The 16,614-nt window shown below is 37.8% G+C and carries 13 protein-coding genes; 6 read left to right on the top strand and 7 right to left on the bottom strand.

Annotation, left to right across the window (positions count from 1 at the left end; translation table 11 throughout):
• Window positions 1-21 precede the first annotated feature (21 nt).
• The 4 genes from BN985_RS09755 to zapA all read right to left on the bottom strand — a co-directional run bounded on the left by BN985_RS09755 (window position 22) and on the right by zapA (window position 5,140).
• Complete coding sequence (locus BN985_RS09755) at window positions 22-2,370, bottom strand: endonuclease MutS2 (RefSeq protein ID WP_042223287.1); 2,349 nt, start codon at window positions 2,368-2,370, stop codon at window positions 22-24.
• 26 nt (window positions 2,371-2,396) lie between these two features.
• Window positions 2,397-4,115 (bottom strand): DNA polymerase/3'-5' exonuclease PolX, encoded by a 1,719-nt coding sequence (polX, locus tag BN985_RS09750; protein WP_042223286.1) that lies wholly within the window; start codon window positions 4,113-4,115, stop codon window positions 2,397-2,399.
• A 204-nt stretch (window positions 4,116-4,319) separates the two neighbouring features.
• Complete coding sequence (locus tag BN985_RS09745) at window positions 4,320-4,874, bottom strand: CvpA family protein (RefSeq protein WP_042223285.1); 555 nt, start codon at window positions 4,872-4,874, stop codon at window positions 4,320-4,322.
• Between the two features lie 2 nt (window positions 4,875-4,876).
• Entirely contained in the window at window positions 4,877-5,140 is a 264-nt protein-coding gene (zapA, locus tag BN985_RS09740; RefSeq protein ID WP_042223284.1) for a cell division protein ZapA, read from the bottom strand.
• A gap of 148 nt (window positions 5,141-5,288) precedes the next feature.
• Here zapA and rnhC point away from each other — a divergent pair, with 148 nt between their 5' ends.
• Window positions 5,289-6,224: a ribonuclease HIII gene (rnhC, locus tag BN985_RS09735; RefSeq protein ID WP_042223283.1), complete on the top strand. Its 936-nt coding sequence runs from the start codon at window positions 5,289-5,291 to the stop codon at window positions 6,222-6,224.
• A gap of 176 nt (window positions 6,225-6,400) precedes the next feature.
• On the opposite strand, the gene pheT is transcribed toward rnhC, so the two are convergent.
• From pheT to BN985_RS09720, 3 genes are all read right to left on the bottom strand, one after another.
• Window positions 6,401-8,827 (bottom strand): phenylalanine--tRNA ligase subunit beta, encoded by a 2,427-nt coding sequence (gene pheT / locus BN985_RS09730; RefSeq protein ID WP_042223282.1) that lies wholly within the window; start codon window positions 8,825-8,827, stop codon window positions 6,401-6,403.
• A gap of 15 nt (window positions 8,828-8,842) precedes the next feature.
• Complete coding sequence (pheS, locus tag BN985_RS09725) at window positions 8,843-9,877, bottom strand: phenylalanine--tRNA ligase subunit alpha (protein WP_042223281.1); 1,035 nt, start codon at window positions 9,875-9,877, stop codon at window positions 8,843-8,845.
• A 418-nt stretch (window positions 9,878-10,295) separates the two neighbouring features.
• Window positions 10,296-11,033 carry a TrmH family RNA methyltransferase gene (locus tag BN985_RS09720; protein ID WP_042223280.1) on the bottom strand — a complete coding sequence of 246 codons (738 nt, stop codon included), beginning with the start codon at window positions 11,031-11,033 and terminating at the stop codon, window positions 10,296-10,298.
• A 170-nt stretch (window positions 11,034-11,203) separates the two neighbouring features.
• Between BN985_RS09720 and sspI the strand changes: the two genes are divergently transcribed.
• The 5 genes from sspI (at window position 11,204) to BN985_RS09695 (ending at window position 16,547) form a co-directional block, all read left to right on the top strand.
• Window positions 11,204-11,425 carry a small acid-soluble spore protein SspI gene (gene sspI, locus BN985_RS09715; protein WP_042223279.1) on the top strand — a complete coding sequence of 74 codons (222 nt, stop codon included), beginning with the start codon at window positions 11,204-11,206 and terminating at the stop codon, window positions 11,423-11,425.
• A gap of 498 nt (window positions 11,426-11,923) precedes the next feature.
• The gene (locus BN985_RS09710) at window positions 11,924-13,507 is read left to right on the top strand and encodes a flagellar basal body-associated FliL family protein (RefSeq protein WP_042223278.1); all 1,584 of its coding nucleotides are present in this window, start codon (window positions 11,924-11,926) and stop codon (window positions 13,505-13,507) included.
• A 34-nt stretch (window positions 13,508-13,541) separates the two neighbouring features.
• Complete coding sequence (locus BN985_RS09705) at window positions 13,542-14,753, top strand: ABC transporter permease (RefSeq protein WP_198029996.1); 1,212 nt, start codon at window positions 13,542-13,544, stop codon at window positions 14,751-14,753.
• Window positions 14,750-15,895, top strand: coding sequence for an ABC transporter permease (locus BN985_RS09700; RefSeq protein ID WP_042223276.1), 1,146 nt, complete (start codon window positions 14,750-14,752; stop codon window positions 15,893-15,895). Before BN985_RS09705 ends, BN985_RS09700 begins: the two co-directional genes overlap by 4 nt.
• Complete coding sequence (locus tag BN985_RS09695) at window positions 15,879-16,547, top strand: ABC transporter ATP-binding protein (protein WP_042223275.1); 669 nt, start codon at window positions 15,879-15,881, stop codon at window positions 16,545-16,547. Before BN985_RS09700 ends, BN985_RS09695 begins: the two co-directional genes overlap by 17 nt.
• Window positions 16,548-16,614: the final 67 nt, after the last annotated feature.

Here is a 16,614-nt window from a genome sequence, read left to right as displayed (position 1 = left end):
AGCACTACCTCCTATTTGTCACTAACGTAATTCTATGACGGTAACTCCACTTCCTCCTTCTCCCGCTTCTCCAGGTCTCTGCCCCGCAATTCTCGGATGCTTCTTGACGAATTCTTTTACACCATTGCGTAAAGCGCCTGTTCCTTTACCATGTATGATTGATACCTTACCGTATCCGGCAAGTAAGCTGTCATCAATATATTTTTCCAGTTTTAAAAGAGCATCCTCAAATCTCTCTCCGCGGAGATCCAGTTCTGTACTAACATGGTAATTTGATCCACGGATTGTTGTTAGGGGTTTTTCATAGTTTTGCTTTTGCTTGCCTAGTGGCTGAAGATCCTCACGCTTCATTTTCACTTTCATAATCCCTACCTGAACGAGATATTCTTTATCACTAACTTTTTCCACTATCGTACCCTTCTGATTTAGTGTTAGAAGTTTTACTTCGTCCCCTACTTTAATTTCCTTTTTAGATTGGGACGCCACTGTGGAGGCTTGCTTTTCCTTTTGTTTTTTCTGCAGCTTAGGCTGTGCGTCCTCTAGCATTTTTTTTGCTTCGATCCATTCATGTTCCTTCAACTTCGTTTCCGTCTTCATTTTCCGAATTTCACCCACGATGAGTTCCGCTTCTTCACGTGCTTTAGCTAATGCCTTCTCTGCTTTTTCCTCGGCCTTTTGATAAAGGGATTCCCGCTTCTGGTCAAATTGCTTCCAAGCATTTTTTATTTCCTGATGTAATTCCTCGCTCTCGAGAAGCGTTCGATGTGCTTCTTCATATTCTTTTTCAGCTGAAAGCTGTGAGTCTTCCAAGGATGCGATCATGTTTTCCACACTCTTTGAATCGACTCCGATTAGCCCTTTCGCCTGTTCAATGACATCGCTCTCCAAGCCTAATCTTTTCGATATTTCAAAGGCATTACTGCGGCCTGGGACACCGATTAATAGACGATAGGTTGGTCTAAGTGTCTCCACATTAAATTCCACAGAAGCATTCACAACTTGTTCTCGGTTATACCCATAGGCTTTTAATTCAGGGTAATGTGTTGTGGCGATTACTCTGGCTCCTCTACTTATAACATCATCTAAGATGGACATAGCAAGTGCTGCCCCTTCTTGAGGGTCAGTACCTGCACCTAGCTCATCGAATAAGACGAGTGTCTTATAATCAACCTTTTTTAAAATATCTACAATGTTAGTCATATGGGAAGAGAAGGTACTTAAGTTTTGCTCAATAGATTGTTCATCACCAATATCTGCAAACACATGTTGGAATACGGCAAGTTCACATCCATCCAAAGCGGGAACTTGTAAACCAGATTGCGCCATCAAGGTACATAACCCAATCATCTTTAAAGTGACTGTTTTCCCACCTGTATTCGGTCCTGTTATGACTATGGAAGTATACGTTTCACCGATTTCTACATCATTTGGCACCACCTCATCCTTTGAAATGAGTGGATGTCTTGCTTGTTGCATTTTAATAACTCCATTATCATTCATTTTTGGCATGGAGGCGTTCATTTGTTTACCTAATTTTGCTCTAGCAAACATGACATCGATCTCTGATAATACATCCACATTGATTAATAATGGTGCTTCCTCTATCGCAATTTGTTCAGTAATTTCCTGCAGTATTCTTTCGATTTCTTGCTTTTCTCTTACCGAAGCTTCTTGTAGTTGATTGTTTAGGTCTACTACTGCTTTGGGTTCCATAAACAGTGTCTGTCCTGATGATGATTGGTCATGTACAATGCCACCTATTGCTCCTCTGTACTCTTGCTTTACAGGCAATACATAACGGTCATTACGAATAGTGATGATAGCATCTGAAAGCATATTACTATTTGTCCTTGTATAATTGTCCAGCTTATCTCGTAGCCTGCTTTCATAGGTTCTGATAGAGGAACGGATACTGCGCAATTTTTGGGAGGCACTATCCATTACATAGCCATGGTCATCAATACAGCTTTTTATAAACTGTTCAAGTTCTCTTAATGGGGTGATTTGTTCTACAAGTTCTTCTAGTATAGGATACTTTTCTTCTAGCTTTCCTACAAAGTCTCTTACTTGTCTTCCACCGTAAATAGTATTGGCAACGTTCAGGCATTCATCTGTTCCTAGACTACCACCAATCACGGAACGTTTAATACTTGCACGTATATCAGAAACGCCTCCAAGTGGTACTTCCACATTAAGACGAACAATTTGAGCTGCCTCATCCGTTTCTTTCTGTCGTTGTATGACTTCTTCCATATCAGTCGATGGCTTTGTTTGTCCAGCAAGACGTTTACCTAAAGATGTAGCAGCATGGTCTTTTAATTGATCTATAATTTTATCGAATTCCATTACCCGAAGGATTCGTTCATTCATAAAAGTGTGACTCCTTTTTCTCTTACTTATTTATTTCTTGAAAAGTAATCTTGAAGCTTTTCAACGGACCACGTATTCATTACGGTGTCTTTTTCAATCCAACCTTTTCTTGCAATCCCTACTCCATACTGCATATGTTCCAGCATTTGATAGTTATGTGCATCTGTATTTATTGCAAGGGTCACCCCTTCTTCTTGGGCTTTTCTTGCCCATTCAGCAGCTATATCAAGGCGATTTGGATTAGCATTTATTTCTAAAGCAGTATTTGTTTCTTTTGCTTTTTTGATAAGTTGTTCAACGTCTACTTTATAACCTTCACGTCTTCCAATAAGTCTTCCTGTAGGATGGGCGATTAATGACACGTAAGGATTTTCAAGTGCTGACTGCAACCGTTCCATTATTTTCTCTTGCGACTGATTAAAGTTGGAATGGATTGCTGCTATCACAAAGTCCATTTCCTTCAAAAAGTCGTCAGAAAAATCCAGAGTTCCGTCTGGCCGTATATCCATTTCCACTCCTGCAAAAATATGGATGTCCTTATATGTCTCTTTAAATTTTTCTATTTCTTCTCGTTGCTTCCTTAAGCGGTCTTCATCAAGACCGTTTGCCACCCGTAAGTACTTAGAATGATCGGTAATCGCGATAAAGCGATAGTTTTTTCTTCTTGCCTCTTCCACCATTTCCTCTAGTGTCTGTGCGCCATCACTTGCTGTTGTATGCATATGCAAGTCACCACGTATATCACTAAGTTCAAGAAGACTATTAGAAGCGTGAAACTCCTCGACTTCTCCTGTGTTTTCTCTTAACTCTGGAGGAATATAGGGCATGCCAAAGTGATTGAAAAATGCTTTTTCTGTAGGAAAGTGTAATGTCTCCCCTGTTTCCTCCACATCGACCCCATACTCATTAATTTTCTCTCCACGGGATTTAGCAAGCTGTCTCATCGCAACATTGTGGTCTTTTGATCCTGTAAAGTGATGTAAAGTGGAAGCAAATTCGCTCTGTGCAACCAAGCGAAAATCAACATTAATATCGTAAATGTCTTCAAGTGTAACAGACACCTTCGTATCACCTTTTGCTATCACTTCTTTTACATTCTCTATATTTAGTAAGGCCTCTCTAACCATTTCTGGTTGTTCCGTTGCAATGATAAAATCAATATCTTTAACGGTCTCTCTCATCCTTCGTAGACTACCAGCTCGGGAGAACTCGTCTATTTCCTTAACCTGACTAAGATATGCTTCAATCTTTTCTGCAATAGGAAGCATGATGGCAATTGGTAGACGTTCGGGACGCTTTCCAGCATCCTCTAAAGCTGAAAGAATCTTTTCGGCGGTTTTTTTTCCAAAACCAGCTAAGGCCTCGACCTGTCCATTTTCACAGGATTCTTTTAAAGATGCAGCATCCCTTACACCAAGCTCTTGATATAGCTTGGCTAGTTTTTTCCCACCAAGCCCTGGGAGGTCCAATAACGGAATTAGTCCTTCTGGAACCTCCTTTTTCAATTGAGCTAACGTTTCCGATGTACCTTTTTCTACATATTCTTCAATTACTGCACTGGTTCCTTTACCAATACCACTAATTTTTTGAAAATCCTCAATGGCTGAAAGGGATCTTTCGTCCGTCTCAAGACCTTGGGCTGCTTTTCGATATGCAGATATCTTAAAAGTGTTCTCACCCTTTAATTCCATATAGATAGCTATTTTCTCAAGTAATTTAATAACATCTTTTTTATTTACTTTCATTATCCTCACCTACATTTATCCATAGTCTTTTATTACCGTTTAATTTATTTTTTTATTTCACCTTTAAATATAACTTTAACAGATTTCGATCTAAAAAAGACTGATCCAAACTAGTTAATACCTATTGTACATGACATACAACTGTATCACTACTACTTGAACCAGTCTGCTATGGTACCTCTACTACTTTTTTAACATACGTTTCTATTTCAAGTCTAATTGAGCCACAGTATTAAACCAAAGATCTTTAAGCTTTTCTGATAGATATGGAGTATTCTCTAACATTGCCAAAGCGATTGAAGAGTCATTTATCCATGATTGAATGCTTTCAATCGGAGTGAGTGCCATAATATATAACACAATAAACAGTAGAAGATAAACCTCTACAAAACCTAGCACTGCACCAAGTAATTTATTTACTGAATTTAAGACAGGCAAAGATGCAACGACATCAAGCATCGAAGCAATAATCTGTAATATTATTCTTACTGCAAAAAATATGACAACAAAGGCAATTGCATTATAAAATCCGCTTTCTAGCGGAAGTGCTTGTAAAAATTCTGCCCATGCTCCTTCATTCGATAATTCTGGATACGGAATCCATAGAGTTAACTTGGGCCCCAACTTATCGTAGTAAAGGGCTGCAACAATTAGTGCCACAATAAACCCTAGTAAATGGAATAGCTGAAGTATAAATCCTCGCTTCAATCCCATTAATAAACCAAAAACTAATATAATCAGTATGATAAGATCAAACATATCTAGTTATCCTCTTTCTTTTTTAATGAGCCTAATAATGCTGCATAATCCTCTTTTAATTTCAGGTAATCATTCATTGTATTTACCGCTGTAAGTACCGCAAGTTTAGTTGTATCAAGGTGCCTATTAGCCTCTTGAATTTCACTCATTTTTTGATCAACAAGGCTGGCAACAAGGCGAACCTGACTCGCAGATTCTTCCCCAACAATCGTATATGATTTATTATGTATATCAACAGTGATCCTCGATTTATTATTTTGGGTCACGGGATTACCCTCCTGCCTAAAAAATTGTACATCTTATATTAACATGAAGTTAATGAATAAGGAAACCGAGATATCATGGGTTACAGACGTTTTCTTATGCCTCAGATTTTGCTATAGTCAATCTATCGGAGAAATAGGAGTTGAGTAAATGCCACAATCTGTGTACACGTTACCAGATAATACAATTCAAAACATGAAAACCCATTACCAGAGTTCCCTGACAAACACCCCCCAAGGAGCCATTTTCCGGGCAAAGACAGAGCATGCAGTCATAACAGCCTACAAATCTGGAAAGGTTTTATTTCAAGGTAAGAGTCCAGAAACGGAAGCAGGAAAGTGGGCAAAAGTTGATGTGCAAATAGCGACAAAAAACGAAAAAAAACCAAGTTCGCAGCAATCTATCTATGCCCCTCCATCTACTTTATTCATTCAGAGCCATATTGGAACTGATGAAGCAGGAACAGGGGATTATTTCGGACCTATCACCGTAGCAGGTGTTTATGTGAAGGAAAGCCAAATTGAACAACTAAAGAAAATGGGCGTTAAAGATTCGAAAAATCTGCACGATGATACGATCAGAAAGCTTTCAAGGGAAATTGTAAAATTGAATGTACCGTATACGCTCATGGTGCTAGCAAACGAGAAGTATAACAAGCTTCAGGCTAAAGGTTGGTCTCAAGGAAAAATGAAAGCAATGCTACACCACTCTGTCATTAAAAGCCTTCTAAAAAAAGTGGAAGGCAAACCATTGGAAGGTGTTTTAATCGACCAGTTTTGTGAACCTGCAATTTATAAGCGCCACATCGCTTCTGAAAAACAATCACTTGCTGAGAAGACCTTTTTTATGACCAAGGCGGAAAGCTATTCCATTGCTGTTGCAGCAGGTTCAATTATTGCTAGAAGTCGTTTTCTAGATGAGATAGACCGTCTATCCGATATGCTTGGTATAACCATTCCAAAAGGTGCTTCTAAAAAAGTTGACCAGGTCATTGCCAAGCTGATTACAGAACACGGTGAAGAAGCATTAAACTTGTACGCTAAGACCCATTTTGCAAACACTAGTAAGGCAAAAGCCTATTTGTAGGTGAAAACAACTAGTCTTAACCACTCTTTTAACGAATGTGAATATTTCCTTTCACCTGAGGATTAACGTTTTTAAACACATTGTAATTACTTCTTAGCTTAATTTTAAATTAGAGAAGCCGGCAAGATATCAATTTTAAAAGATTGATTCCTTGCCGGCTTTTATTTAGATAAATCTTATGATCTTACAAACGCATTATATTTTTCATTTACACTATTAAGAATGTTTGTATAAGACGCTTCTACCTCTTCATCTGTTAGAGTTTTTTCAGGATCCTGGTAGACGAGGCTATATGCTACGGATTTTTTGTCTCCCCCAATATTTTCACCTTGATAGACATCAAATATATCTACTTGTTTAACTAGTGGGGCACCTAAATCAACAATTGTCTGCTTCACATCACCCGCAGGAATTTGCTTATCCATAATAAAGGCGATATCCCTAGTAACAGAAGGATATTTAGGTATTTGACTATATGAAGGGACTGCATTATGTTCTGCAATAACCTCTTCCATATTCACATCAAATACATAGGTATCTTTAAGGCCATTCTGCTTTTGCAAGGCAGGATGTACTTGACCAAGAAAACCGATTTCTTTTCCATTAATTATTATGGCAGCACTTCTACCTGGATGCGTATGTGGAATGCTTGCTTTTTTAAAGGATACTGGTAGTTTAAGGTAATCACACAATCCTTCAATTATGCCTTTAACTACATAGAAATCAACCTCTTTTTTCTCTTGTTGCCACGGATGATCAAGCCATTTTCCAGAAAGGGCACCAGACACTCGTAATTGCTCTGATGGTTGACTTGTTACAATCTCTTCCTTAGAAACAAAGATTTTACCTAGCTCAAAGTAAAACAGATCTGTCTGATTCCTTGCCTGGTTATAAGAAATAGTGGTTAGTAGTTCAGGCAGTATACTTAACCTTAAATATTTATGATCCTCACTCATAGGCATAGAGAGCGCCACTGGTTTTGGATCTAAAGCTTGAATCTCTGGACTGATTAATTGGTCAATCTTCGAGGAGCTTGTAAGAGAATACGTAATTGTCTCCATAAGTCCAGCACTTTGTAAGTAACGCTTAACATCTCGTTTTAATTGTTGTGTTTCGGTAAGAGCGCCAGCATGAGAAGCACCTTCTGGTAATGTAAATGGTAGATTATCGTACCCGTAAATACGCGCTATTTCTTCTAGTAAATCTTCAAAAATCGTAATGTCGCCTCTGCGTGTTGGTGCGTATACCGTAAATTCATCTTGGTTCTGCTCATAATCAAAGCGAAGCTTACGAAAAATGGTCGCGATATCTTCTGCAGTCACCGCAGTACCTAGTCGCTTATTAACCTCTTGTGTCACAAGTTTGATTTCTTTTTCAGTTCTATCAAGCTCGTCACTTTCTACAACATTTGAAAGTACTTTTCCACCTGCATATTGTGTTAAGAGTTGACATGCTCTCAGGCCTGCTTCTCTTACCCTGTTCGGATCGATTCCTTTTTCAAAACGTGTACTTGATTCGCTACGCAAACCAGTATCTTTCACAGCTTTTCTTACCGTGGAGGAAACAAAATAAGCAGCCTCAAGCAATACAGTAGTTGTTTGTTCATTAACTTCTGTATCCACTCCACCCATCACGCCTGCTAACGCAATCGGCTTTTTACCATTAGTAATGACGAGATGATCTTCTGAAAGAGTTCTCTCCTGTTCGTCTAATGTTACCAATGTTTCCCCTTTTGCAGCGCGACGTACAACAATTTTGTCTGATTCCAATTGATCATAGTCAAATGCATGTAAAGGTTGGCCATATTCTAGCATGACAAAATTCGTAATATCCACCACATTATTTATCGGTCTAATACCAGCAGCGATTAAATGATTTTTCATCCAAAGCGGGGAGTCTTTTATTTCGATATCCTTAATAACAAAAGCACCATAGTAAGGATTTAAGTCTTTCGCTTCAATTTCTACGTTTATATAATCTTCTGCAGACTCTTCTGTACTAATAACTTCTTCGCTAGGGAGTTGAAGTGGTTGATCAAGCAATGCAGCAACTTCATAGGATACGCCTAACATGGAAAGACAATCTGCACGGTTCGGTGTAAGTTCAAATTCTAAAACAGCGTCATTAAGGTTTAATAAAGGTTCAACGCTCTCCCCTACTGTAACATCATCCGGGAAAACAAAGATTCCATCCGCTGCATCTTTGGGTACATATTTCTCTTCAATTCCTAGCTCTTGTAAGGAACAAATCATACCGTTAGATTCAACACCACGTAATTTAACTTTCTTAATTTTGAAGTTACCTGGTAAAACCGCTCCTGGTTTTGCAACAGCAACCTTTTGCCCTTGAGCAATATTCGGAGCTCCACAAATAATTTGAAGTGTGTCTTCCCCAGTATCCACTTGACATAAATTAAGCTTATCAGCGTTGGGATGCTGTTCACAGGATTGCACGTATCCCACAACTACATTCTCACTTTTTTCTGCAATATATTCTACGCTTTCCACTTCAATGCCTGATTTCGTTACTTTTTCAGCCAACTGTTCCGGACTTATTTTTCCAATGTCTACATAATTCTTTAACCAATTAAGTGATACTAACATTATTTTTTTACCTCCTTACGCGTTATGGTACTGTTTCAAAAATCTTTTATCGTTTGTATAGAACTGTCTAATATCATTCACGCCATATTTCAACATGGCAATACGTTCTGGCCCCATCCCAAAAGCAAATCCAGTGTAAACTTTCGGATCATACCCAGCCATTTCTAATACATTTGGGTGAACCATACCTGCACCTAAAATTTCAATCCAGCCAGTCCCCTTACAAACAGAGCATCCATGCCCATTACATACTTTACAAGAAATATCCATCTCTACTGATGGCTCAGTGAAAGGGAAGAAACTAGGACGCAATCTGATTTCACGATCTTCTCCAAACATTTTTTTCGCAAACTGATCAAGCGTCCCTTTCAAATCACTCATTCGGACGTCTTTACCTACATAAAGTCCTTCTATCTGAGTAAATTGATGAGAATGTGTCGCATCATCTGTGTCTCTTCTGTACACTTTTCCTGGACAAATCATTTTCACGGACTGATCTCCATCAAATTGCTTCATTGTTCTCGCCTGCACTGGTGAAGTATGTGTCCGCATTAAAAGCTCATTGGTTACATAGAAAGTATCCTGCATGTCTCTTGCTGGATGACCTTTTGGTAAATTTAATGCTTCGAAGTTATAGTAATCTGTTTCCACCTCGGGACCTTCTCTTACTTCATAGCCCATTCCAATAAATAAATCTTCAATTTCTTCTACAATTTTCGTTAGGAGATGCTCTCCCCCCACACTAACTGGACGACCTGGAAGGGTAACGTCTATTGCTTCCTCTTCCAATTGCTTTTCTAATTCAAGTTCTTCAAGTTTTTGCCCTTTTTCTTCAAGTGCTGAAGTAATGGATTCACGCACCTGATTAGCTAACTCTCCTACAACTGGGCGCTCTTCTTTAGACAACTTACCCATTCCCCGCAAAACCGTTGTAAGCGAACCCTTTTTACCTAAGTATGCAACCTTAATATCCTGTAATTCCTTTAACTCTTCAGCACTTACAATTCTTCCAAGTGCTTCTTGTTTAATTGCTTCTAATTGCTCCTTCATTCTGTTCTACCTCCTTTTATCATCTCAAGTGCCACCTTCGTTCTCTAATAAATGCCCTTCTTATATTACATTGCATTTAGCAACAGGAAGCTGCACATCTAAAAAAGAATACAAAAAGCCCCATCCCATAAAACAGGGACGAGGCTATTAATTCGCGGTACCACCCTAATTGACGCACTATAAACATGCATCCTGCTCAAACATGATAACGGACTGTTCCGGATCACCTTTACCTGTAAGGTGAATAACAGGGTCCCGGTGTCAGCTCAAGAGTGAAATAATAACAGATAGTATGGTTAAGATGCTTTCAGTCTAGGGCATCCTTTCCCTTTCCCACATGAGTCTGCTATCTAGCTCTTTCTACGCTTTTCTATTAAGAATACACTTATTATATGCAATTTAAAATAGTTGTGCAACATTATCCTTTAATATAATACATTAAAATCCCTGCTGCAATACTAACATTAAGTGATTCAGCTTCTCCATGAATTGGAATTTTAACGACCTTATCTGCTGCCTCTTGTAAAGAACGCTGAACTCCGGCCCCTTCATTTCCTAGTATAAGCGCTACCTTTTTATCCCTATTGCTCTCACTGAAATTATGTGCATTTTGCAAAGCTGTAGCCCATATTTTGTAATCATTTTGTTTTAATTGCTCCACTTCTGTATCTAATGAAGCTACCTTTATTGGGATATGAAATAGAGAACCTTGTGTAGATCTAACTACCTTATCATTAAAAAGGTCAACGGTTCCCTCCCCAAGAATTATACCGCCGAATCCTGCCGCATCTGCAGTACGAATAATGGTGCCCAAATTCCCTGGATCCTGAATAGCATCAATTAATAGCAGATGAGCATCTAAATTTACTTCTGCTTCATTGATTTTTAAGACCGCAGCAATACCTTGAGGAGATTTTGTCTGAGACACTTGCTGAAATACTTGCTCTGTTACAATAGTAACAGGTAACGATCCACACCATTCAGGTAGCTGTATACCTTCCTGGGCAATTATTTCTAATATAGTCCAATTGCTTTTACGTGCTTCCTCCACCAAGTGATGGCCTTCGACTATAAAAGTCTCGGACTCTGTTCTTTCCTTCTTCTTATGTAGCTTACGTATCGCTTTTATTTTATCGTTTTTTGCTGAGGTAATCATTTGATTTTCATCCTTCATAATTATTTAATTTTGACCAAAACGGTTGTTTTTTATTACGTAATATATAATAGGGCATTATAAGCGTAATTTCTGTCTTTAACATCATACATATTTTTTCACATCTGGGTCAAACTATCCCTAGCTTTAATTTATAAAAAGAGGTGAAAAGAATGGATTTAAATCTACGGAAAGCAATACTCACAAATATTGCAACAAACGATCAATCCCAACTAGAAGCAACCATTGTTGATGCTATTCAAGACGGAGAAGAAAAAATGCTCCCTGGTTTGGGAGTACTATTTGAGTTAATTTGGAAAGCATCCGATGAACAGGATAAGCAAGAAATGATCGATGCGCTAGAACAAGGAGTTAAAAACGCCACAAACAGCTAAATTCTAAAAAAGACTGTGCAGAGTCTCCTAGTTTTAGGACTTAAAGTAAGCCGAAACGACAATAGAGCCATATATTAATGAAACAACTACTAAAAAATAGATGCGAATCGCATCTATTTTTTTAAAATTTTAAAATGAATAATTAGACCTATGAGCTTTGTATTATTTTCTTGAAATTACCAATTTTATTTCCATAAAATGTAACAAGGAAAGGACTAATTACCCTCCAAATTATCTTGAAGTCAAAGTATTACAAGCCTTGCTATGACAATCTATTTCCTTCCGTTTGTAAAACCATTTGACTATATTTTTTTAATCTGCTAAAAATAATGAAGATACTTTATCGTTATGTTTTATTTATCCAAACATATATAATGATAAAGTAAGACTTCAGTTGGCGGTGGTTGCTCTGTCACCCCCACCAATTATTAGTTAAACGAACCGTGCCTTTACTGGCAGTAAAGCCGGAATAAAGCACTAAAGGAGAGGAGCAAGATAATGGATGAAACAGTAAACAATACTCCAGAGAAAAAGAAAGGAGTATCCAAAGGCCTAATTGCAATTATCGTTGCCGCAGTATTAGTAATTGGAGGGAGTGTCGCTGCATTCATATTACTAGAGAATTCTTCCAAGGCACAATACTTTTTAGCGGAGAAAAACTCACTTGACTACATAAGCGAGAAATTCGAAGAACGATATCAACCAGAAATGGATTGGTTAGAAACATCAAAAGAAAATCCTACTGAATCAACTGTAGAATTATCCGCAGAATACAATGATCCATATGGTGGTGGAACAGGTTATGGAATGGGGATGGACCCGAGTCAGATCATTAACAACTCGACGATTACCTTAAAGAGTGCTGCGGATATGGAAGAAAAACTCCTATCTACAGAAATTGCTGCCTCATTTGGTGGGATGGAAATAGACGGAATTAATGTTCATGTAACTGCAGAAAAAATCCTTCTCGGCCTACCGTTTATCGAAGAAATACTACAGTTAAAAGATGAAGATCTTGGGCCGTTATTAAAAGAAGTAGATCCTGAATCCTTTACTGGCGAAGAATCTATGAATCTAGAAGCATTATTTGAAGGAACAAACTCGGAAGAATTAGATTATTTTATAGAGGAATACGGAAAAATGATCTATGACGAGCTTCCTGAAGATGCTTTCGAACAAGCGGACGAAACAATTAAAATTCAAGATCAATCTTTAAATACTGAAAAAATTACGATGCATCTCACGGAAGATCAGGTTAAAGAAATTATTGTTACAACATTAGAAAAAATGAAAGATGATGAAAAACTGAAAGAAATGATTCGCGAACAAATGAGTCTGCAACAGTTTGGTGGTACAGCTATGTCCCCTGATGTTGACCAGCTAATCAATGATTTTGAATCCGGATTAGAAGAAGGTATAAATGAAATCGATAAGCTAAGTATTCCTGACGGATTAAACTCCACAATCTGGGTAAAAGATGATGTAATTGCCCAACGAGACTTCTCGGTGGAACTAGGTACAACAGAAAATGATAGCACAGTTGCTTTTGCTGTTAAAGGGACACAACTACTTGAAGATACACAGCAAACCTTTAATTACGATTTCAGCTTTGATGATGGATATTCTGAAGGTACGATGAACTTTACTGGTGACCTAGCTTGGGAAGATAATCAAGCAACCGACTCCCTTGCCCTAACATTCGGAGAAACTGTTCTTTCTTATAAAGGGAATGAAACAGTAGATGGAAGTGCGAGAGATTTTGAGCGTATTTTCTCCATGGAGGATCCAATGAACGGCGAAGGTAGCCTAATCTGGTCTGGAAACGCAAATTATGAAGGTGATAAAATGAATTCCGAACACTCCTTCTCTGTAAGTACTCCAGATATGAACCAAGATATGTTTGCCTTACATGCCGCTGTGGAAGGCACAACAATAGATAGTGTCGAACTACCAAATGAGGATAATGTAAAAGATATTGGAAGTATGAGCATAGACGAAATATCACAATACTTCAATACAGATGTAACACCTCAAATGCAACAGTGGTTATCAAACCTTATGTTCCAAGGATCAGGGTTTTAATATTTAAAGAAATGGAAGTGCTAGAATGCATTTCATGAGGAATGTACAATTATTTGTAACAAATAACGTACTGCAGTTTAAGAGGAAGTGGCTCTCACTTCCTCTTCTTTTGCTTTTCCCCGTTCTATTATCAGGTCTCGTGTTATTTGTTATTCTTCAATTTTTTATTAACGAAGAGCAAGCGCCCGTAAAAGTAGGCATTGTGGATCTTGATCAATCGGAAGAAACACAGCTAGTCAGCCAATTAATTGAAGAGACTCCCCTAAGTTCTTTTCTTGAACTAGAAGGCATGGAAAAACAACGAGCAAACGAAATGATAGAAGCGGACGAATTAAGCACCTATATCGTTATCCAACAAGGTTTTACCGAGAATCTTTATCAAGGAAAATCTGTAGACTTTCCAATAATCGGAAATCCAAACCAGCCAGCTCAAAGCCAATTAGTAAGAGAATTAATAGATAGTGTAGCAAGGCACATAAGCGCCGCTCAGGCTAATATTCTTACAATTAATCATTATGCAAAGCAATTAGAGATCGATGGAGAAACAAGAAACGATCTACTATTTGAGAATTTTAAGGAATACTTTTTTTATACAATCGGAAAAGACAGAATAGTAAATGAAAACCAAGTTAATAATGCGGCCACTTCAAATCCGTTAAATTATTACAGCTTGTCACTTTGGTTTACGTTTTTAACACTATGGTTGTTCGTCATATATAATTTTCTATCGAAGGAAAATACAGAACGCCTACGACAGCGAATGAAGTTATATGGTGTAACAATGTTACAACAGACAATCGCAAAAATGATTGTCACACTAACATTGACCACATTTTTCTCGGCAATAGCCCTTTTTGTTTTTCATACATTGCTCAATTGGGATTTAACAATTAAAGATTTGGGATCTATTCTGCTGATTAGCATGCTCTATGGTGCTCAGTTTCTCTTCATTTTAGGTTTTGTGGATGTATGTATCTTCTCCCATAAATTACGCCTGCTTACACAAAGTATTTTAAGCGGGTTATACCTGCTAATAAGCGGAGCAGTCATTCCGACAATTTATTTTCCAGTGTCTTTACAGGAGACGCTAGAATACATCGCACCTGTGGAAGCACTCCATTGGATACAAGAAATTGTATTAGCTAATAGAGACTATATAGACTATTTCCCGCTCTTACTTTTAACTATTGCTAGCCTCTTTGTTTTTGTCGGCACAGCATTAGGAAAGGAGCGATTACAAGAATGAAAGCAATTGTTCAAACACGTCTCATTCATTTGAAGAAACATTGGGTCTCCCTTATTTTTTGGCTAGCCTTTCCTGTCATTGCCACTGTAGCTATAATGGGACTTACCAATTCGCTGCAGCAGGATAGTAAAGTTCCTGTCGGCATTGTATTAGAAGAAACTACTCCTCTTGCAACTACATTAGTTGATTCTATTAAGCGAACACCTATCATTCAGGTTTATCAATTGTCAGAGGAGGAAGCATTATACCAACTGCAACAACACAAGCTTGATAGTGTATTTATCATACAGGATGGATATGAGGAACAAATTATGAAAGGTAGCAGAAACCGATTAATTAAGAGCTATCGATCAGATCTATCTTTCGCCTACACTCCTATTGCTGAAATGATTATCTCCTATGTGCAACAGGATACAGGCAGAACAAAAGCTGCTTACACCATCCAAGAATTAAATAAGCAATATTCCAATAGTACTCAAAATTGGACTTGGGGTGAAATAATAGAAAAAAGCAAGGATATAGAAAAAGAAGAAAACCTACTTTACACTACCTTTAGGTTTTTTAATGCTGATACAGAGGCAGATGCAAATCAATTTGTCCTTTTCAACCCCTGGGGATTATGGGCTGTATTTGCATTCCTTTCAACATGTATGATTATGGATTGGATTATAAAGGAACGGCGCAAGAGTCTGACACCACGTTTTTCCTTTATGCATATCTCCCTAAAATCTTATCTTTTAAAGAATGCTGGGTTGTATCTGTTGTTATTTATAATTGTTGACATCATGACACTCATCTTATTTAAATTCAATATGAGAGAAGTAATTACCCAAGATTTAATTGGTTCGATCCTATCATTTCGCTTAATCCTTTTAATGGGGGCATTTTTATTAGCCATATTGTCAACTAGACTGCCAACCTATTACGGTATCTCGTTTATTCTTACACTAATAATAGCTATCATAAGTGGCGCCATTCTTCCAAACGAAGGGCTTATGACTCAATATCCATGGCTTGAGATAGCTAATCCACTGGCACCTTTTCTATCTAGAGAAATTGGGTATGGCTGGTTCATTGTGTTTGGCTCTCTAATTGGTATATGGTTTGTACGAAAGGAGAAGAGAAATGTTAAAGGTGCATAACTTATCAAAAAACTATGGATCACGTAGCGTATTAAATGATGTTAGTTTTAATGTTAAAGAAGGAGAAGTAATCGGATTGGTTGGAGAAAACGGTGCAGGGAAATCAACCTTGCTACAAATACTTGCAACCTTACAAAGACCAACAAGTGGGTCCATTACATTATATGATAAAAGTTATGAAAACAAGAAAAAGTTGCGAAAAGAAATCGGATTCGTCCCCCAAGATATAGCTATATGGGATGAATTTACAGTAGAAGAAAACATGGTCTTTTTTGAAAAGCTAGCCTGGGGTAATAAAACGAAGGACCAATTAAAAAAGCTCTGTCTAGATATGAAGCTTGATAGATGGAAAGAGCCCGTAACATCATTATCTGGTGGTATGAAACGTAAACTAAACATAGCTATTAGTTTAATCCATGATCCAAATCTACTATTGCTTGATGAACCAACAGTAGGAATTGATTTAAAATCGCGAAAAGAGATCGGTAACTATTTACAAAGGTTAGCTTCAGATAAAGGTAAAATCATACTATACACTTCACATGACATGGATGAAATCATTACATTATGCGATCGCATTGTATGCATTGGGGAAGATCCTTTCTACCAGGACTTACTACAAAAAGCTGGAAAGTCTATTATCCCCGTTTAAATATATATTGCATAATAGGTAGATTATAGTAAAATAATGATGTAAGCTACCTTAAAAGAAAGGGGGC

The sequence above is a fragment of the Oceanobacillus manasiensis genome, assembly GCF_000724085.1.
GTDB lineage: Bacteria > Bacillota > Bacilli > Bacillales > Amphibacillaceae > Oceanobacillus_B > Oceanobacillus_B manasiensis.
Note: the sequence above shows the minus strand (reverse complement) of the source record. Positions and strands in the feature narration are given on the sequence as shown.

What these genes read in the sequence shown, in the direction of transcription:
- BN985_RS09695 (WP_042223275.1), top strand. Translation starts at nt 15,879, where the DNA reads ATGTTAAAGGTGCATAACTTATCAAAAAACTATGGATCACGTAGCGTA.
- BN985_RS09700 (WP_042223276.1), top strand. Translation starts at nt 14,750, where the DNA reads ATGAAAGCAATTGTTCAAACACGTCTCATTCATTTGAAGAAACATTGG.
- pheT (WP_042223282.1), bottom strand. Translation starts at nt 8,827, where the DNA reads ATGTTAGTATCACTTAATTGGTTAAAGAATTATGTAGACATTGGAAAA.
- pheS (WP_042223281.1), bottom strand. Translation starts at nt 9,877, where the DNA reads ATGAAGGAGCAATTAGAAGCAATTAAACAAGAAGCACTTGGAAGAATT.
- rnhC (WP_042223283.1), top strand. Translation starts at nt 5,289, where the DNA reads ATGCCACAATCTGTGTACACGTTACCAGATAATACAATTCAAAACATG.
- BN985_RS09755 (WP_042223287.1), bottom strand. Translation starts at nt 2,370, where the DNA reads ATGAATGAACGAATCCTTCGGGTAATGGAATTCGATAAAATTATAGAT.
- BN985_RS09745 (WP_042223285.1), bottom strand. Translation starts at nt 4,874, where the DNA reads ATGTTTGATCTTATCATACTGATTATATTAGTTTTTGGTTTATTAATG.
- BN985_RS09710 (WP_042223278.1), top strand. Translation starts at nt 11,924, where the DNA reads ATGGATGAAACAGTAAACAATACTCCAGAGAAAAAGAAAGGAGTATCC.
- BN985_RS09705 (WP_198029996.1), top strand. Translation starts at nt 13,542, where the DNA reads ATGAGGAATGTACAATTATTTGTAACAAATAACGTACTGCAGTTTAAG.
- polX (WP_042223286.1), bottom strand. Translation starts at nt 4,115, where the DNA reads ATGAAAGTAAATAAAAAAGATGTTATTAAATTACTTGAGAAAATAGCT.
- sspI (WP_042223279.1), top strand. Translation starts at nt 11,204, where the DNA reads ATGGATTTAAATCTACGGAAAGCAATACTCACAAATATTGCAACAAAC.
- BN985_RS09720 (WP_042223280.1), bottom strand. Translation starts at nt 11,033, where the DNA reads ATGATTACCTCAGCAAAAAACGATAAAATAAAAGCGATACGTAAGCTA.